Raw genomic sequence first — 18,009 nt, 5'->3', positions numbered from 1 at the left:
TTTTCAATGGTTTATTTTATACATGGCAAGGCAAAGGATTTAATTTTTGACCTCAAACGACCTTCGCTGCTTGAAAAGCCGGAAAAGACCAGAGACAGTATTATCGTTGACATCAACCGCACGCTTTTTTTAGGTACTCGCAGCGAATTAAAGGCGCACCTGAAGCACTGGCAGGACGAAACCATCCCGAATCATCTTTTCTATTGGCAGGGAGATATGAGCGCGGGCAACATTCAGCTGCTTTTTCCTCCTGATACATTCAGAAAGGCGGATGAGCCCAATGAGCTTTTAAGTGAAAGCTATTACAAACAAAAAAAAGCCGTTTCGTTTGCCTATGTGGATAAAGCCGGTGTTCCTTCAGGATTCAGTTATTGTTACCGTGCCGATGACCCCAGCCTTTGGCTGATTGCCATCACCAAAAACACCCACCTGCCTGTCGAGCAGCGTGAAGTCTATGTTGTCACCGGCTTTAACCCCGAACCCTACCTTGTGGAGCCTGAAAAAAGAGCAACCTCGGTGTCTTCTCATACCTTGTTTCCCATTTCTGGAACCATCGCAACCTACATCAATTCACCGCGCATCGAGGCAATGGCTCGCAGCCTGGTTCCCGGTATCAACAAATTTAATGTCCATGCCGATACCTTCATGCATTGTGCCCAGTATGTGACTTCGGAATTCTCCCGGTTCGAGGACAATGACACGCTGCTGCAGCTGTTGGAAAAAAATCCGGACATTATTCTCAATGATTTGCTGTTGCAAAAACTCAATGGCGTGGGCAGTCAGTTAACCCCGCGGCAGGTGATGGATTGTTTAAAGCCCCAGTCACCCTTAAAGAAGACTTTACTGTCTATCCTGGATAAAAAGACCATAACCTTAAACGATCGTGAGAAAGCCTATGCCGCCTTGAGGCTGGATAGACTGGGGCTTTTGGAGCAATACGGTTGGGTGGCTGACAATGATGCGGTGCTTGCTTTTGTAAAAAGCCTGGTAAATGAATTCGATGATCAATTAAAAGAGCATTTCAATAGCCAAGAACAGGTTGAGTTTTTCCGCTTTTTAAACCAGTCCCCTTATAAAATGGAATTGGCCCGCCAATTAATCACCCACAAAGGCAAGCCATTGCCCGTGGTATGGAAGGCAGTGGCATTTTTTCATGGTGTTTTTGCAAAGCAGGACGATCACTACATTCAGGCGGTCGTTTTTCAACTGCTGCTTATTGATCCTGAGTTAACTCCGGAGCAACTGACTCAGCTTATCGATAGCCTTACCCCTTCCAAATTCCTTTCACAGGTGTTTAACCCTATGGAATTGACAGGTTATCTGGCCAAGCAACAGCCCTTCGGCCGGCAAGTAGAACGCATTAAGGAAATGCAGGTCTATTTTGCTAATGTCTTGCCCAAATTCGCAACGGCTCAGATGTTACGTAAAAAACCGCTTCAGCCTGATTTCCTCAAAGGGTTGGGGAAACGCTACATCGACGGGCAAGACCTCCATATTCTGGCTATTTGTGAAAATGATAACCAAATCAAGGCTTGTCAGGTATTGTTGGAACTGGGGTTTCCAGCAGAAATACTGGCATTTACGGTGCCCAATGACGCATTGGTTCTGGCCATCAATCATTTAGATTCCTTAAGTCTTAAATCAGCGATCAGTCCTTTACTGAATATGCCCCTTTTCCATGTCGTTCTCGTCGCCATGAGTACTTATCCTTTGGCGCAGCAACGCGCATTATTGGTTTTTGTTGCGCTGGGATTAATCAAAGTGGAGGACATGGACAAATTACGGCAGCGCCTTGTTGCAGAACCTTACCTTGCTAATCTTATCGTTTTAATGCATGAAGAAAAATTCATGCCGTCACAGATGCAGGGCATTAGCAGCAATCCAGTAAAATCGAGGGCCCTGAATCTCTTAATGACATTAAAGTTGCCTTTTGATCTCGCGGTGCTTGATTCACCATTGTGTCATTTGTTGAGTTTGCTTTACAGTCAGTGTGAAAATTCGCTCTATAAAAGTGAGGTCAAAGAATACCTGACTGACGTTTTACCCAGGCTGTTAAAAAACCAGTTCCCGGCCCCGGTGGATAAGCCTGAGATGATTCATCAGTTAAGCCGCATTATCAATGACTATCAACAAGTCGCTTCGTTGGCGTCTCTTCTCGGCATCGATTTGCGCTGGCTTGATTTACTCAAAAAGAAACCCAGGCTGGAGGCGATGGCGGTTGCTCTGCGTCAACTCGATGTCGATTCAAAGCACGGGGGCATTAGCCGGATGCTGGCATCTCAGCTGTTTAAGGAATTCGCGTCCTTTTTTGTCATGCTGGATGACAAGCCCGCGGATGAATTCATACAGCGGGCGGTCGCAGCATTTAAAATCATTCAGCTGGAAGACCAGGACAGTCCATTAACCAATTATTTCCCGGCCTTAATAACCAACCCCCAATTGGCTGAGGCTGTTTTAGCCGTTCATAAACGAAACCTGCCAGTACGGTCGTTATTACAGGAAGAGAATCAGGCCTCCCGCGTGGTTTTGGTTAATCGTTTGGCACGCCGAGGCTCAACGAATGCCGCGCATTACAAATTGGCGATGGAAAACGATGAGCAAGGCTATGACTTTCGCAAAATCATGGTTAAGGTTGAACATTTCCCGGCGGCTTTGCAGTCTGATGCCGCGCAGTTTGTTTACAGGAGCATTACCCAGCGTCAGACTGGCGGATTTTTTAAGCCCGAGCAGGAGGGACAGGCGCTCGCCGGCGATACTACTTGGCAGTATGGTGATTACCTGGCGATGCGTGTGCTATTAGTCAATCGCTTTCGACTGTTAGGGCTCGATAGAACACTAATCGATCTCCTGCTCGAAGAGAACGAAAAAGGCAGGCAGTTTTTTACTATGGTCACACAGATTGAAACCCGTTTTCAGAATATCCGCGTGCGATTATCAACGCATTCCCCAGATAAACTCGCTCGTTACCTTGAGCCGGAACGTCAATACCGGACCCAACTTTACCAGATGGTATTTGCGGCAATGAATCAGGAGGTGCCCCCCCATAAAGACACCTTTTTAAAGCAGCTTAAACAGGTGGAGACTCCCCTGATGACCATAGCCAATGAAGACAGGAATCCGCGATTAAGAAAAACACTGATGATCATTGCCAACATGGTGACCTTGATTTTTACGCTGACTCTTGCCAACGCTTACCATTACCGAAAAAGCGGCGATTTTCTCTTTTTTGAGCGGCCGACCACCAGCGAAGACATCAACACACTGGATATTGAGCTTGCACGGACCATTGGAGCGCCTGCGGCATGAAACGAAGTGCATTAGCGATTGTCCTGGCATTGATTTTTTTGGAGTGGCTGGATTTCAGTCTTTATTTGTATTTGGCCAAATCGGTATTTGCCAAAGAATTTTTTCCGCCTTCGTCGTATAGTCTGCTTCTGTCGTTTGCGCTCTTTGCCGCTGCTTTCCTGGCGCGCCCCTTGGGTGGATGGCTGTTCGGGCAGCAGGCGGATGCCATCGGCCGACGAAAGCCCATGGTTTGGTCTGCCGGTTTAATGGGCATCGCAACGGTAGGTATTTGCTTATTACCCGACTACAACACCATTGGCATTGCCGCTGCCTTTGGTCTTTTATTCCTGCGCGTGGCGCAGGGTCTGGCGTTGGGTGGGGAAATCAATACCTCCGCCATGTTTTTGATTGAACATCATGCAAAACAACCGCTGCGGGCGGGCAGTCTTGTTGCCGCAAGCGGTGCGGCTGGTATGTTTCTTGGCGGGGCAATGGCTGCTCTTTTGCAATACAGTCCTGTTCCCTGGATGTGGCGACTACTCTTTGCCAGTGTTGGTCTTTTGTCCTTGTGGGTTTGCCGGCTTCGCAAGCGCTTGACGGAATCGCCCGAATTTAAAACCAATCACGCGCCCATTGCCGAGATCTGGCGTACACATGCGCAGGGATTGATGAACATTGCCATGCTTGGCGCATTTGTCAGTGTCACCGTGTATCTCTGCAATGCCTTCTGGGTCTCCTATGCCATTGACCGGGGTCTTTGGAGCAGCAGCCAATGCGCCTGGATTGGTTCACTAGCGCAATTGTGTTCGGCCTTGCTGGCTCTGCCCCTGGCGCGCGCGGTGAGTCCGGAACGTGTGTATTTGCTATTGCGACTCGGTGCCGTGATTGCCCTGTTGACTGCACCGGTGTTGTTTTATTGTACTACCATTGCCTATGCTCCGGGTGTGATCGCTGCGTTGGCAGGCTATGTATTGACCAATGGCTTGATTTGTTCATCCATGTTTTATTTCCTCTATTTACAGTTACCGGCCCAGTACCGTTGCCGCGGTGTGTCCACTGTCTGGGCATTGGCGGCCAGCATTGGTGCGGTGAGTTTGCCGTTTGCCGAACAGGCTGTTCAATGGCATTGGTTTTGGGTTCCACCACTATTGGAATGCGTGTTTGCCACTATTGCATTTTTATTTCTCTCCAAGTCTTCGCCCCATTCCGCAGCAGGTGATGTAAAAACAATTTAAGCTGATCAAAAGGCAAACAATAATCGTAACATCAGGTTTTATGTCCACGGAAAATGCAAACAATTTCATGTCCATGCACATTTGTTATAGAAAATACTATTGAATTACGCCTGATTTTCTGCTTAATATGATTATTCTGCACCGACGGAAACTTAAGGAATGAGCCATGACTTTGCCAAAGAAGGCGTTACGGTATGGCCAGTTAAAATTTACCAACGACAAGACGGTACCCTCCTCTGGTCATGTAATAGAAAAAGCAACTTTTGTAGATGCTGTTGATGGTGAGAAAACTGGATTTTTTAAACCCCTAAGCGGCTCTTACCCACGAGTGCTGGCTCTATACTCAGTCGCTGTCAGCGTTGCACTGCGCAATTCCCTGGGCGATAATGCAGCGGAAGAGCGGCTGGTCTACGATGAAAAGGGTGAGATTTGTGGAACCCTCTCAATTGCCCTCAAAAAATACAAGCCTATGGCCCCTTCCGGTGCTACCCTGCCTGTCAATGCCAGTGAAAGAGAAGAGGTTTATCCGAGCTACAATACCTTGTTGGCGCATAATGTCGCCAAGTGGCTTATCGCAGCCTGGCGGCATAAATGCGACGATCGTCACCCTGGGAATACCGACCTGGACAACATTCTCGACTACGACATGATGCTGTGGGGCATCACCTGGATAATGAAAGGCGCTCGTAATACCGATGGCATTGTCAAGGAACATCCGGAAACGTCCATGGGCTTAAAAAGCACGGATCTTGATAATTTTCCCATTATCGAGACCCGTACTCACTGGCCCACCAACACCATGCCAGGCAATTTGAACCTGACCAAACGGCACATGTGTTATCAGTCCTTTCGCGATCTTGCGGCCAATCCCTCCATCAAACTGGATTCCGATAGCCAGCCCCAAAGTTTCCAGGAGCAGTTTTTCAGTGCGATTTTGCAGGAATTATTAACGTATGAACCCTCAACCCTGAAAGAGCGTTTCAATGAGTATTTCGGCGACGAGCCGCTAAACTACCTGTCACTGCCGAGCGATAAAGCCGAATTATTATCAAAAACTTACCCTGGCCTGTTTAATACGGAAACGGATCGTGAGCCTTTCGTTAACCACATCCTTGACGTTATGCAGCATGAATACGATGAGTTTTATCGTAACACCGTTTTTTATGGGGGGATAGAAAAAAACGCATCCGGTGTTCCGGTCATGAGTTTTCGTGATTTCCTGCAGGCGCGGCCGTCTGCCTTTAATAAAACCAAAGCCTGGGCAGAGCAGGAAAATGCATCCATAGAAGAGTACTCGCAAGCGTATAAAAAGAAAGCCGAGTCAGCCCCGTCAGCAGGTGCACCGAATTATTATTGTTTACCGACTGCGGCAAAATATGATTTGGAAAGAATGCATGCCCGCTATCATCAAATCTGGCGTGATGCTCACACCCTGCATTTTAAAGCCATCCTATCCAACATTGACAAATTGCTGGAAGGTCTTTGGGAGGAGTTAACCCGAAAGACCTCCCTGGCCAGCAAAACACTGGAAACAAGTAAAGCTTCTGCCACCAAGCCCATGGAAGAGATTACTCGCTCCATTCAGTTATTTAAGTCGGACATCGAGATGCCTAAACTGGATTGCGATGAAGAAAATCCGCTGGCTCAGGGGTACATTGAATTAAAGCGGTTAAGGCAGGATTTAGGGAAATGCACTGATCGGTATTTTGACCTGCAGGCCGGGCAGTTAAATGACGAAGCCAACATGCAGTTCTGTATCGACATAACCAATTGCTGTCACAATTATGAAAATCGGCTTTTTAAATTATTTGGCCAGACACCCAGCGCAGAAGCCTGGCGTAACATCATTAACCAAATGTGGGAGTTTAATACCAGTTTTGGTTTTGTGCGACACCTAAAAGGCAAGGATGCGCCGATTGGGCGTCAGGAGAAGCCTGAGACAACGCCATTCGTGATGCGTAATCATACCGAAAAAGCGGTGATTTCAGCGACGCTGCAAGCCCTGTTCGACTGGGCAAACGACATTGGTCGTATCACGCTGGATGGTTATATTGGCGAGGTGATCGTCAAGCATTACAAGCCTTCTACTTTGAATGTATTATCCAATAAACATCGAACCGATGTTTTAAGCTACCTTAAAAACAGCAAAGAAAAAGGGGAAAACATTCTCGGATGTATTCTGGCGACAGGGGGAACAGAGAGCAATTCATTGAATACGCTGCTCATCCAATACCTCGTGCCCATGATGCTGACGCACCGGATTGGGCAAAGCGATGTCAATTTGTCATCTGTTTTGCGAGCCGTGCAAAAAAAAGAATTTGAAGTCAGAACTTACGCCGCCGAAGCGCAGAAGTTTGTTCAAGCGGACCCTCGCTTTACCCATGTTTATTCTGCTAAGGCGCGTCAGTCCTTCACAGATAGCATGTATCAATGGGCGCAGACTATCGATAGTGAAAAGTTTAAAAAAATAATTCGGCAGGTCATCAAGAATAATTATAAGTCTTACTCATTTAATATCTTCAGTACCAGGACGCGCGCTACTGAAGTGGAAGGTTATCTTAAAGATTCTGGCAACAGCAATGAGATGATTCTGACCAAAATTTTTTGTGGCGGAGGCTGTGAAAGTGCACTCAGTCACGAGGTGTTCAAAGAAGTGGTGCAGCTAATGCAGGCCAGCGAGGGGGCTTATCCCCTCGCCAATCAAGTGACAACAGATGACATGCGAGCCCATTTTTTTAATGCAGTATACGAAAATGCCAAATCGCGAAGTTTCAACAAAACAAACACCGCGCCACGGGAGTTCAGCCATTAAGGCTGACTTGCCCGGGCTTTAAGGGAGACAGCGTCTCTTTTAGCTCATGCACTAAATCGCTCATGGATTCATTATCATAATCCTGTGATGTTTGGGCTTTGTCCTTAAGGTGGTCAAACTCCTCCTGCATGCAGCTGGTTTCCTCTTGCGGAAGCAGGTGCGAGGCAGCGGATAATAAATCCGCCGCCTGGGTGGCCAGCTGGTTAAACGTTTCTTTGTCATTGGACGAACGTCGGCTTGGTGCAGGCCTCTGCCAGGCGTCGTACAGTAATTTCAGGCCGATAAAAACTAAAGGCAACAAAACCAGCGTACCCAACAGGACAGAAGCCGAAATGGCCGCCGCTTCTGGCTTTAAGGCAGCGGTGTTTGAAGGGCTGCTTTGGGCGAGGGTGTCATTGCCTGCCAGTAGAGAGGCTGTGCAGGGTTGGTTGGTTAGGCAGGATGACGCCGGCACGCGCTGGGATTGCGCCTGGAAAAAAAGCGGCGCCTGCGGTAGCGATGCCTGTTTGGCAAAAGATGAGGGCGGCTCAAATGATCGAGTGCCTAAATCCACAGGCGGTAGTTGCTGTTGATTGTCGAGGATCGGTGTGGGTTTATCGGGGACGGGCAAACCATTCATCTCCTGTTGATGACCAACCCAGGCATGCATGGAATCCATTAAATGCTGGACAAGCTCACGCGTGGAACTCACCATGGCAATTTGCCGGGTTTCTGTCCCTTGCTGCTTCAGATGAGTGAGCACCTCATGCACCCCATCGAGTAATTCCTTGCTGGCGGCGCTTAAATCCGAGACGGAGGTGGGAAAGCGCGCGAGGTTATCCTGATTGTTAATATAGCGGTCGATTTTTTCCGCTTTTCCGGACGTCATTCGTTGCCACCAGCTTAAATCCTGCTTATCCTGAATCAATTGATGATAAAGCCGTGAATTTGCTTCCACTACACTGACGATGTGTTGTTCCGATTGCTGAACAAACTGTTCAATGCCAAGCAGCAGATTGTTCATTTGCCTTCGAAACTGGATGAGTGTAAACACTTCGCCGGCCTGGTCAAATAATTGCAGCAGGGAATCGAGAATATGTTGAAAACGCAAGACCTCTTGCAAGTCGCTGATGCTCTGACCGTAAGCCGCTTTAATGTCTGTCGAGGTTTTGTCAATTAATCCCAGCGCCGGGCAGTTGTCCAGGGTATGCGGCGTCAGCTTTAATTGACTTAGTTCCGGGTTTCCGGGTTGTGCCAGGGCATCGCTTGTCTTTTCGGCACAGTGTTTGGCAGAGAGGGTGGGAAACTCCTGCTTGCCTTCAATGCCTCTGGGCACGTCTGAAAAATGCTCCCAATAGGGATGAGGGTTAACCGTGCCGTCTGTCAGGGCAAAATGCAGCACCGTGTGACGGAGTTCAGCGACGCGGTTTAATTGGTGTCTAACCTGTTCAAACTGCAATTTTAACTGGTGTGACTGCTGTCTATTCTCAATGTCTTTGGCAATGCGATGTTCCAGCGTGTAACGGCAATCGGCAAGGAACAGGCGGTCGCTTCCCTGAGTCGGTGAAACGTGTGTTTCGACCACACGCAGGTATTTATTAAGCAATTGCAGCTGTTTGTTAACAAATCGCCCATCATGAATAACCGCCATGCGGTTAAGCATTTGTACGGCATCAAGGAACACATAATTAAGCGGCTGATTCAGATGCCGGTCGTCCAATTGATTATTACGTATTAACAGGTAGTCGCCGATGTAGCGGGTCATGGTGTTTAAGGCGGGCCAATGAAGCTGGCGGTTTATCAGGCCGATGTGAAAATCATCACGGCTTAAACCCTGTCTCGGGCGGTATTCGTTGGCAAAAATCCAGGAGCCTTCATTGACATTGACGAGGGCCACCTGGTTATCAGGGGAAAACCAGGCCATGTCCGTGCGCAACAAGTCGGGGTCGAGGCCGCTTTGGCTACGGGCCGCGACAATGGCTTCCCGCAATTGCAGTTCGTCCTGAGTGTAGCAGGATTCGTCATGCAGCGGACGAGTAAAAAAACCAAACCGGGCTTGTGGCGGCATGGCGCGATAGGTGATTTGATGATGCCCTTCCCGCATAAATCCTCCCTGACGTCCTATAGAGCAATAACCATCCTAGTTGAGCTCCATTCCATTCATTTGTAAAACCAATTATTAATTAGCCATATAATTATCCAATTGTAAAATGATTTCTAATCCAGCATTCACAATACGCTATAATTCATGACAAACGGCGTATTTTCAGGGTATATTTCCTCATCCTGCTTTTTTTAATAAATACTCATGTCCCGTGATTTTCTAAAAACCCTGCCGCAATTCATTGCGCCAAAACACACATTAACCTCCATGGCAGGTAAGCTGGCGGAAGTGAAAGTGCCGGCGGTCAAAAACCGTTTGATCAAACGCTTTATTGCCAAATACAGCGTGAACATGAGTGAGGCGTACGAGGAAAACCCCGAGAATTATGCTTGTTTCAATGATTTTTTTATTCGTCATTTAAAGCCTGATTGTCGTCCGCTGGCGGACGCTGACATTGTGTCGCCCGTGGATGGCGTAATCAGTGAGTTGGGTCGTATTGACAGGGGTCAGTTACTGCAGGCCAAAGGGCGTTATTATAGCGTGGATGATTTCCTGGCCTGCGAGCCATCGCGCTATGAGCCGTTTGTGAATGGCCGTTTTGCCACCCTTTATCTGTCGCCTAAGGATTATCACCGCATTCACATGCCGATAAAGGCGACTTTGCAACACATGATCTATGTCCCAGGAAAATTGTTTTCTGTACAACCCGCCACCGCCAGAACGGTGCCGCGCCTGTTTGCGCGCAACGAACGCCTTGTGGTTTTTTTTGAGACCCAGGTTGGATTGATGGCCATGGTATTAGTGGGAGCTGTCATTGTGGGGGCGATTGGCACGGCCTGGGAGGGCGATTTAAAGCGCCTGCATCAGGTGCAGGAATTCAGCTACGCTGAAAGCCCCCTTAGCCTTGAGCAAGGGCAAGAGATGGGTTACTTCAAACTCGGGTCAACGGTGGTGCTGATGTTTGCCAATGGCGCCAAAGTGGACTGGCTTCCATCGCTTAAGGCTGGCGATGGAATTCGTTATGGTGAAGCGCTAGCGACTATTTCACCTTAAAAATAACCATTGGCTCGAGACTAACCTGTGTTGCTGTCACCGTTGCGACTATTGTTATCTGCCAGAATGGCACAGGGGATTAAACACATGAGCGTTTCAGTACGATAATGGATGAATTGAAACATTGACTGATGTTTTTAATGATGTTGATTCAGGCGAATGAAGAAAAATCGCGAGTATTTATTTCAAAAATGGTTCATGTAATGCGACGATTTACTGCGTAAAATGAAATCCATCAATGGTACCGAGAAGAGGACTCGAACCTCCACGGGGTTACCCCCACTAGCACCTGAAGCTAGCGTGTCTACCAATTCCACCACCTCGGCATAGGACGGTAAAATACTCAAGAACGTCGGGTCTGTCAATGATTATTCGAGTATTTTATGAAATAAAGTGTTTTTCTGACTCTCTATACCCCTGTATTCTTGTTATAGTTGAATTTTTTACAAAAAACAAAACTCTGGAAAACCTCATGTCTTTCGTCACGGTGATTGAACGGTGCATCAATACCATCATGGCGGTCATTCCACGTGGAAGGCCGTCGCCTGAGATCCTTAAACAGGCGCGCGTGATTGCTCATCGCGGTGCCCATGACCGCCAGGTTATCGAAAACACGGACGCGGCTTTTGCCCGCGCCCTAAGCTGCCATTGTTGGGGAATCGAACTCGATGTGCGAAGCACTGCGGATGGTGTTCTTGTTGTGCATCATGACCCCACCCTTATGCGATTATGGCAGCGACCTGAAGCGATTGGCGAGTTGTCTTTTCAAGACTTGCGGGAACGGGTCCCGGACATTCCTTCGCTGGCGGAGGTCATCAACCATTATGGCAAGCGACTTCATTTGTTTATTGAATTGAAAACCCCCGTGGATGAGACCCTGTTGTATGAAGACCTGCAGGCATTAACCCCAATTGACGATTACCATCTGATTAGCCTTGATGAGGCATTGCTTCGTCCCTTCACACGTTTCCCGCGAGCAGCCCTTCTTCTCGTCCCGGAACATAACAATGTGCAACAGTTCTGCACCTTGAGTTTAAAAGCAAATTACGGCGGGGTGTTAGGTCATTATTTGTTATTGAGCAATAAAAAAATCAAACCGCTCACGGCAGCCAGGCAGCAGGTGGGGGTTGGATTCATCGATTCAAAAAACAGCCTGTATCGGGAATTGAATCGCGGTATTCGATGGGTGTTTACCAACAGGGCGCAGCTTGTCAGCGCCCTGTTGAGTAACGAGATTGCCCGTAAGGATTAGCGGGGTGAAATCATTTCTTCCGGTTTAACATACTCATTAAACTGTTCAGCGGTGAGGTAACCCAGCTTGACGGCGGCTTCCTGAAGCGACGTGTTGTCATGATGGGCTGTTTTGGCAATTTTGGCCGCTTTGTCGTAACCAATGTGTTGATTTAACGCAGTGACCAGCATCAGTGAGTTTTTAAGGTAATACGCAATTTTTGCTTCATTGGCTTCAAGCCCTTCCACACAAAACTCCTGGAATGAATGGCAGGTGTCTGCCAGCAGATTCAGAGAATGCAGAACATTAAAAATAATGACCGGCTTAAAGACGTTGAGTTCGAAATTCCCTTGGCTGGCCGCCACCGCGACACTGGTGTCATTGCCGATCACCTGAGCGCAAACCATGGTCATGGCCTCGCACTGGGTGGGATTAACCTTGCCGGGCATGATGGAGGAACCGGGTTCATTTTCAGGCAAAATCAATTCGCCCAATCCGCAGCGAGGACCTGAGCCCAACCAGCGCACGTCATTGGCAATTTTCATCAAAGCACAGGCTAAAGCCTTCATCGTACTATGCGCCATCACCAGTGCCTCATGCGAGGCCAAGGCCGCGAATTTATTGGCTGCTGACACAAAGGGTAGTTGTGTCAATGCGGCGATATGCGTTGCGGCTTTGTCTGCGAACTGGGGATGAGTGTTCAATCCTGTACCGACAGCGGTACCCCCTAAAGCCAGTTCATAAAGTTCCGGCAACACCGCCTCAAAACGATGCAGACAGGCATCAAGCTGGGCTACGTAACCCGAAAACTCCTGACCTAACGTCAGAGGCACCGCATCCTGCAGATGCGTACGGCCAATTTTAACGATGCGGTTAAAACGATCCATTTTGTCCGCGAGCGCATCGCGAAGATGTTGCACGGCGGGTATTAATTTCTGCTTGAAAGCCAGTGCGGCAGCGATGTGCATGGCGGTAGGAAAGGTGTCGTTCGACGATTGTGACATGTTGACATGGTCATTGGGATGAATCGGTGTTTTGCTGCCCATGACGCCGCCGGCCAGCTCAATGGCGCGGTTGGATATGACTTCGTTGGCATTCATATTGGATTGGGTGCCGCTGCCAGTTTGCCAAACGTGCAGGGGGAAGTGCTCATCAAGCAGGCCGGCACTGACCTCATCGGCGGCTTTGATGATTAAATCGGCTTTATCCTGACTTAGCTTGCCAAGCTCAAGGTTGGTTAACGCCGCTGCTTTTTTCAAAATGCCAAAGGCATGGGTGACTTCTCGCGGCATGATGTCGCGGCCAATGTTGAAGTGATGAAGGGATCGCTCTGTCTGTGCGCCCCAATACCGGGAAGCGGGCACAGCAATTTCGCCCATGCTGTCCGTTTCAATGCGTGTGTTACTCATAATGGGTTCCTGATTAGCAAAATGCTAATCTTAACACAGCCACAGCAGCGGGCCGCAACAGAATCAACCGCTTTTTTCCAGGTCGTCCAGTTTCCAGCGCCGATGCGGCCATAACCATTGGGCGGGATTGGCTAAGATGAATTGCTCAATGGCTTGATTATAAATTCGGGTGTTGTCATGCAGGGCCTGCTCCCAATCCTCATTTTCTTTCCAGACGAGGGCGGGATAGAACTGAAGAACATGGTGTTTTTTGTTGAGTCTATAGGTGGCGCCGGGGACAACCAACGCCCCTGTTTTACCTGCCAGGAAAGCAAGCGTCTTATAGGTTCCTGCTTTGCTGCCAAAAAAATCAACGGCAATACCATGACGTCCATTTATGCTGGCATGCTGGTCAAATGTAAACACCAGGACGTTATTGTCACGCAGCAATTTTCGTGCGTGTTTAAACATGTCGCGGCTGTCAATGATGGAAAGATTTGCCTTTTGAAAGCGCTGGAACAGGATTTTTTGCAACCATTTGATACGGATTGCACGGCGGACAAAATAAAAGCGGCCAGAAAGGGCCGCAATCGTGGGAAAGCCCAGTAAGGGAGCATATTCCCAATTGCCTACGTGAGCACAAAGTAAAATCACGCCGCGTTGTTGTGCATGGGCAGACAGAAGATGCTCAAGGCCTTCGATTTCTATTCCCTCTCTCAGCTTGTCATGATTGCACCATCGTATAGAAATGATTTCTTTGAGTGTTGTTAAAAAGTGGGAATAAAAGGCTTTGGCCAGATTCATTTTTTCCTGTTTGGAATGGCATTTAAAAACGCGCTCTATGTTTTTCATGATAATGCGCTTGCGCAGCGGGACGAGATAATACATCAGGCGGCCAACGGCAGTGATTTTAAGATTATCGAGGGAGATTTGCGGCATGGATGCTCCGGGTCCTTTAGAGTTGCCAGCGCTTATAAGACCAAATCCACTGCTCGGGATGACGCAACAGCAGCCTCTCCAGTGTTTGGTTATAAATCACGGTATTTTTTAATAGGGCAGCGGCTGAATCTGGATCCTCCTGCCAGGTGAGTGCGGGATGAAATTCGATCCGATGCCTGCCTTTCGGTAATCGATGGCAGGAAACAGGAACGACAGGGGCACCCGATTCGTTGGCTAATAAAGCCAAACCCTGATAAGTGTAGGCTGGCAAATTTAAAAAATCAGTGAGTAACGTCCCTTTTGATTTCGCTGGCGCTCGTTGATCAAAGGTGATGAAGACCAAGCCTTGCCGCCTGAGAGCGTCAAGGATAGGGCCTCTGGCCTTGTTTTTAGGGATAATGGTTAAGCCGTGACGTCGGTAATTAGCAAATAGCAATTTTTCCGCCCAGGCGCGTTTAATGGGCTTGCGTACAGCATAGGCCGGGTTAGAAGTAGGGAGCATGACATAACAGAGGGGGCAACCAATTTCCCAGTTGCCAAAATGGCCAGTGAGCAGCAGGACGCCCTTGTTTTGCTTTACGGCTTCCAATAAATGTTCAAGCCCCTGCATATCCGTTTTTCTTTTCAGGGGTTTCACCCCCCGTAACAGACAAATAATCAACTCTTTAAACAGCGTGATCATGTGGGAATAAAAAGCCATAATCAATTGTTTTTTTTGTTTGTCCGATAGTCGATTTCCAAAGGCAGCATGGATGTTGGTGTGGGTTTGAGACGTCGGTTTATGGAATGCATGGTAAAACAGCCGCCCTAACCAGGTGATGGATGGCTCATGGGATGTTTCCTTGTGTTCCATAGCACTCTCACAGCACAAAACGTGAATTTTACCAGCACCGTGTGCATTGTAAAGCAAGGGAATGTCCACTATAGTCGGTTTACTTAAAATTCCGCAGAGTAGTAAGGGATGGGCGAGCGTCCAATCAAAATAGCCATCGTAGCAGGGGAACCTTCGGGGGATTTATTAGGGGCGGGATTAATTGCGGCGCTTAACGAGGGGCTTGGGAATGTCACGTTTGTCGGCATCGGCGGAGCGCAAATGCAAAGCCAGGGATTTCATTCTTTTTTTCCAATGGACTACCTGTCGGTCATGGGGATTACCGATGTGTTGAAGCGTTACTTGCCGCTGCTTTTTTTGCGCAAACGACTAATCAGGGAATTGACAATGAATCCCCCCGACGTGTTTATCGGCATTGATTATGCCGGTTTTAATCTGGTCGTCGAGAAAAAGCTTAAAAAGCAAGGGATAAAAACCATCCATTATGTCAGTCCCAAACTATGGGCATGGCGGCAAAAACGGGTGTATAAAGTCAAGGAGGCTGTGGATCTGATATTGACCCTGTTCCCTTTTGAAAAAACATTTTATCAACGGTACGGGGTACCGGTTTCTTTCGTTGGCCATCCACTGGCGGATATGATTGACCCGCAAGTGGATAAAAAGCGCCTAAGAGAACAGGCTGGTTATGCTGATTCCGATACCCTCGTTACCCTGCTGCCTGGCAGTCGTCTTGGCGAGCTTCGTTACTTGGGTCCGCTGTATCTTGACGTGATGAAGCAACTGAGCCTGAAACGGCCGGATCTTATCTTTATCGTGCCCCTGGCAACTTCAAAAGCCATGGCATTGTTCGAGGCGCAATGGCGTGCGTCAGGTTATCTTCATCTGAATATAAAACTTCAGCAGGGGGGGGCGAGAGAGGCGATGGCGCTGGCTAATGCGGTGTTGGTTAAATCGGGTACGGGAATCCTTGAAGCCATGTTATTAAAATGCAATATGGTGGTCGCGTATAAATGGAGTGCCTTGAGTCACCTCATCATTGCCCCGCAGCTTAAAATTAACTACATTGCGCTGCCTAACCTGCTGGCCAATGAGGCGCTGGTGCCGGAATTTATTCAAAAGCAGGCCAAGCCTGAGGCCATCAGCCAATGCCTTCTAGAATTACTGGCCAAGGGCGACGCCCCTGCCAGGGTAATGGAAAAATTTGAGCGGTTGCATCAGCAGTTAAAGCAGGATGCCAATAGCAAGGCCGCCATGGCGGTCATCAAACTCCTCCAGGCCGCGCCTTCATCGGCATAATTTTTTCAAGCTTAATGATTGTTTATGCCATTGGCGGGCCTCGATGGCGGGGGTTCCTCCTGCCCGTGTCCCGGGCGGCACATCGTTAATGACCAGCGAGTGGGCTAATACCATGGCGCCGTTGCCGACTTTCGCGTGGTTAACCACGCTGACGCCCCCGCCTACGGTCGCAAATTCCCCCAGGTGGGAACTGCCGGCAATCCCGGAAGTGCCGGCCACGATGCTACCGCGGCCAATGGTGACATTGTGACCAATCTGCACCAGGTTATCAATGCGGCAATGATCCTCAAGGATCGTGTTTTTAACGGAACCTCGATCCACGCAAGTATTGGCGCCTATTTCCACGTTGTTACCAATGATGACGCAGCCGATATGAGGAATGCTGTAATGGCCTTCTGCGTCCGTGGCAAAGCCGAAGCCCTCCTGCCCAATTTTAGCGCCCGTATAAATCACCACGTCATTGCCCATCAGGGTGTTGGTGATGCTGACGTTGTTTTCTATGCGACAATTTTTACCAATGATCACGTCATGGCCAATGTAACTGTTCACGCCAACTTCGCTTCCCTCGCCGATGACGGCACGTTCACCAATGTATGCCCCAGGCTGAATAATGCACCCCTTGCCAATGGAAGCGCTTCTGGCAATAAAAGCCTGGGGCGAAATACCGGGTGCTTCTTTGGGGCGGGAATAAAAATGCTGCATGACCAGTGCGAAGGCTTTATAAGGGTTGTGATGAATCAGCAACTTCATAGCCGGCGGGGCATGTTTAACCGCGTCCGGGAAAATGACGCAGGCTCCCGCAGAGGAGTTTTTAAAGGTCTTGATGTATTTTAGATTATGGAATACGGCAATGTCTGATTCTTTAGCCTCATCCAGAGGCGCTGCCTGATGAATCAGGCAATCGCTGTCTTCGGGGTTATGCAGTGCAGCGTCAGAAATCCGGGCCAAGGTGGCTAAGCTGAATGGGCCGTGATTTTGATTAAAACGCAAGGATTTCATTCGCGATTCCCCCGACAAATGCCGCGTTCACTGTGACGAAGAAAATGGAGCAGGCAGGCGATTTGCTCATCCGGCAACAAGTCCTGTTCAATTTCGGCAATGGCATTGGGTAAATGATAATTGCAGCGATGAAGGATTTTGTAAGCGCGCTGGATAAGCAGACGCTGCTGAGGTTTAAACTGATTGCGGCGCAAGCGTTCAATATTGACCCCATATAATTTGGCGGGATTTCCCTGCACCAGGGCAAAAGGCGGGATGTCTTTATTGATGTAACTCTTGGCGCCTATCATGGCCATGCGTCCCAGTTTACAAAATTGATGAATAACCGCAATACCGCCAATGGTGACCCAATCTTCGATGATGACATGCCCCGCGATACCGACAGCATTGGCAATGATATTATGATCGCCCATTCGTACATCATGGCCCACATGGCAGCTGGCCATTAATAAATTAGCATGGCCAATGGTGGTTTCGCCTCCTCCGCCGGCTGTGCCGCGGCTGATGGTAACGTATTCCCGAATAATATTGTCATCACCCACGGAAACGAAACTTTTTTCGCCATTGAATTTCAAATCTTGCGGAACAGAGCCAATGACTGCGCCGGTATGAATCTGATTGCGTTCGCCGATGGTCGTCCAGCCTTCAATGACCACGTGGGAGCCGATGACAGTATTGGCGCCGATGGCAACGTCTTCGCCAATGACAGAAAACGGACCAATGCTAACATTGGATCCGATTCTTGCTCCCTGGGCAATCAGGGCAGTAGGATGAATTTGCTGGTGAATAGGAATAACTTTGTCGCGTACATGCTGCTGATCCAACTGACTCATTTGCACGACCATACCTCCAAAAA

12 protein-coding genes and 1 tRNA gene are annotated in these 18,009 nt (G+C 48.6%); 6 read left to right on the top strand and 7 right to left on the bottom strand.

Annotated features, from left to right (window positions below; translation table 11 throughout):
* Nucleotides 1–6: 6 nt before the first annotated feature.
* The 3 genes from GH742_RS14525 (at nucleotide 7) to GH742_RS14515 (ending at nucleotide 7,332) form a co-directional block, all read left to right on the top strand.
* The gene (locus GH742_RS14525) at nucleotides 7–3,306 is read left to right on the top strand and encodes a hypothetical protein (protein WP_203455561.1); all 3,300 of its coding nucleotides are present in this window, start codon (nucleotides 7–9) and stop codon (nucleotides 3,304–3,306) included.
* Nucleotides 3,303–4,520 carry an MFS transporter gene (locus tag GH742_RS14520; RefSeq protein ID WP_203455560.1) on the top strand — a complete coding sequence of 406 codons (1,218 nt, stop codon included), beginning with the start codon at nucleotides 3,303–3,305 and terminating at the stop codon, nucleotides 4,518–4,520. Before GH742_RS14525 ends, GH742_RS14520 begins: the two co-directional genes overlap by 4 nt.
* 166 nt (nucleotides 4,521–4,686) lie before the next feature.
* Nucleotides 4,687–7,332: a hypothetical protein gene (locus tag GH742_RS14515; RefSeq protein WP_203455559.1), complete on the top strand. Its 2,646-nt coding sequence runs from the start codon at nucleotides 4,687–4,689 to the stop codon at nucleotides 7,330–7,332.
* Here the strand turns inward: GH742_RS14515 and GH742_RS14510 are convergent.
* Nucleotides 7,322–9,415, bottom strand: coding sequence for a hypothetical protein (locus GH742_RS14510; RefSeq protein WP_203455558.1), 2,094 nt, complete (start codon nucleotides 9,413–9,415; stop codon nucleotides 7,322–7,324). The two genes, GH742_RS14515 and GH742_RS14510, sit on opposite strands and share 11 nt — an antisense overlap.
* Nucleotides 9,416–9,619: 204 nt before the next feature.
* Here GH742_RS14510 and asd point away from each other — a divergent pair, with 204 nt between their 5' ends.
* Nucleotides 9,620–10,468: an archaetidylserine decarboxylase gene (gene asd, locus GH742_RS14505; protein ID WP_203455557.1), complete on the top strand. Its 849-nt coding sequence runs from the start codon at nucleotides 9,620–9,622 to the stop codon at nucleotides 10,466–10,468.
* Nucleotides 10,469–10,707: 239 nt separating this feature from the next.
* Here the strand turns inward: asd and GH742_RS14500 are convergent.
* Nucleotides 10,708–10,794, bottom strand: a tRNA-Leu gene (locus GH742_RS14500).
* Between the two features lie 146 nt (nucleotides 10,795–10,940).
* On the opposite strand from GH742_RS14500, the gene GH742_RS14495 reads away from it, so the two are divergent.
* A complete protein-coding gene (locus tag GH742_RS14495) occupies nucleotides 10,941–11,720 on the top strand; it encodes a glycerophosphodiester phosphodiesterase (RefSeq protein WP_203455556.1) in 780 nt (259 codons plus the stop codon).
* Here the strand turns inward: GH742_RS14495 and fumC are convergent.
* The 3 genes from fumC to GH742_RS14480 all read right to left on the bottom strand — a co-directional run bounded on the left by fumC (nucleotide 11,717) and on the right by GH742_RS14480 (nucleotide 14,879).
* Nucleotides 11,717–13,108: a class II fumarate hydratase gene (fumC, locus tag GH742_RS14490; RefSeq protein WP_203455555.1), complete on the bottom strand. Its 1,392-nt coding sequence runs from the start codon at nucleotides 13,106–13,108 to the stop codon at nucleotides 11,717–11,719. The genes GH742_RS14495 and fumC overlap by 4 nt on opposite strands.
* Before the next feature lie 63 nt (nucleotides 13,109–13,171).
* Nucleotides 13,172–14,026 carry a lysophospholipid acyltransferase family protein gene (locus GH742_RS14485; RefSeq protein ID WP_203455554.1) on the bottom strand — a complete coding sequence of 285 codons (855 nt, stop codon included), beginning with the start codon at nucleotides 14,024–14,026 and terminating at the stop codon, nucleotides 13,172–13,174.
* Nucleotides 14,027–14,042: 16 nt separating this feature from the next.
* Nucleotides 14,043–14,879, bottom strand: a complete 837-nt coding sequence (locus GH742_RS14480; RefSeq protein ID WP_203455553.1) for a lysophospholipid acyltransferase family protein — start codon at nucleotides 14,877–14,879, stop codon at nucleotides 14,043–14,045.
* A 108-nt stretch (nucleotides 14,880–14,987) separates the two neighbouring features.
* On the opposite strand from GH742_RS14480, the gene lpxB reads away from it, so the two are divergent.
* A complete protein-coding gene (lpxB, locus tag GH742_RS14475; RefSeq protein WP_203455552.1) occupies nucleotides 14,988–16,154 on the top strand; it encodes a lipid-A-disaccharide synthase in 1,167 nt (388 codons plus the stop codon).
* Here lpxB and lpxD read toward each other — a convergent pair.
* Both lpxD and lpxA read right to left on the bottom strand, forming a co-directional pair.
* Complete coding sequence (gene lpxD, locus GH742_RS14470) at nucleotides 16,143–17,153, bottom strand: UDP-3-O-(3-hydroxymyristoyl)glucosamine N-acyltransferase (RefSeq protein ID WP_203455551.1); 1,011 nt, start codon at nucleotides 17,151–17,153, stop codon at nucleotides 16,143–16,145. The two genes, lpxB and lpxD, sit on opposite strands and share 12 nt — an antisense overlap.
* On the bottom strand, nucleotides 17,150–17,992 hold the full coding sequence (lpxA, locus tag GH742_RS14465) for an acyl-ACP--UDP-N-acetylglucosamine O-acyltransferase (protein WP_203456970.1): 843 nt from the start codon (nucleotides 17,990–17,992) through the stop codon (nucleotides 17,150–17,152). The genes lpxD and lpxA overlap by 4 nt, the downstream gene beginning before the upstream one ends.
* Nucleotides 17,993–18,009 lie beyond the last annotated feature (17 nt).

This window comes from Legionella sp. MW5194 (assembly GCF_016864235.1).
Taxonomy (GTDB): Bacteria; Pseudomonadota; Gammaproteobacteria; order Legionellales; family Legionellaceae; genus Legionella_C.
This window is presented reverse-complemented; position numbering and strand designations above follow the sequence as displayed.

Excerpts from the sequence above, each read along its gene's own strand:
- GH742_RS14525 (WP_203455561.1), top strand. The coding sequence starts at position 7 with ATGGTTTATTTTATACATGGCAAGGCAAAGGATTTAATTTTTGACCTC.
- GH742_RS14520 (WP_203455560.1), top strand. The coding sequence starts at position 3,303 with ATGAAACGAAGTGCATTAGCGATTGTCCTGGCATTGATTTTTTTGGAG.
- GH742_RS14515 (WP_203455559.1), top strand. The coding sequence starts at position 4,687 with ATGACTTTGCCAAAGAAGGCGTTACGGTATGGCCAGTTAAAATTTACC.
- GH742_RS14510 (WP_203455558.1), bottom strand. The coding sequence starts at position 9,415 with ATGCGGGAAGGGCATCATCAAATCACCTATCGCGCCATGCCGCCACAA.
- asd (WP_203455557.1), top strand. The coding sequence starts at position 9,620 with ATGTCCCGTGATTTTCTAAAAACCCTGCCGCAATTCATTGCGCCAAAA.
- GH742_RS14495 (WP_203455556.1), top strand. The coding sequence starts at position 10,941 with ATGTCTTTCGTCACGGTGATTGAACGGTGCATCAATACCATCATGGCG.
- fumC (WP_203455555.1), bottom strand. The coding sequence starts at position 13,108 with ATGAGTAACACACGCATTGAAACGGACAGCATGGGCGAAATTGCTGTG.
- GH742_RS14485 (WP_203455554.1), bottom strand. The coding sequence starts at position 14,026 with ATGCCGCAAATCTCCCTCGATAATCTTAAAATCACTGCCGTTGGCCGC.
- GH742_RS14480 (WP_203455553.1), bottom strand. The coding sequence starts at position 14,879 with ATGGAACACAAGGAAACATCCCATGAGCCATCCATCACCTGGTTAGGG.
- lpxB (WP_203455552.1), top strand. The coding sequence starts at position 14,988 with ATGGGCGAGCGTCCAATCAAAATAGCCATCGTAGCAGGGGAACCTTCG.
- lpxD (WP_203455551.1), bottom strand. The coding sequence starts at position 17,153 with ATGAAATCCTTGCGTTTTAATCAAAATCACGGCCCATTCAGCTTAGCC.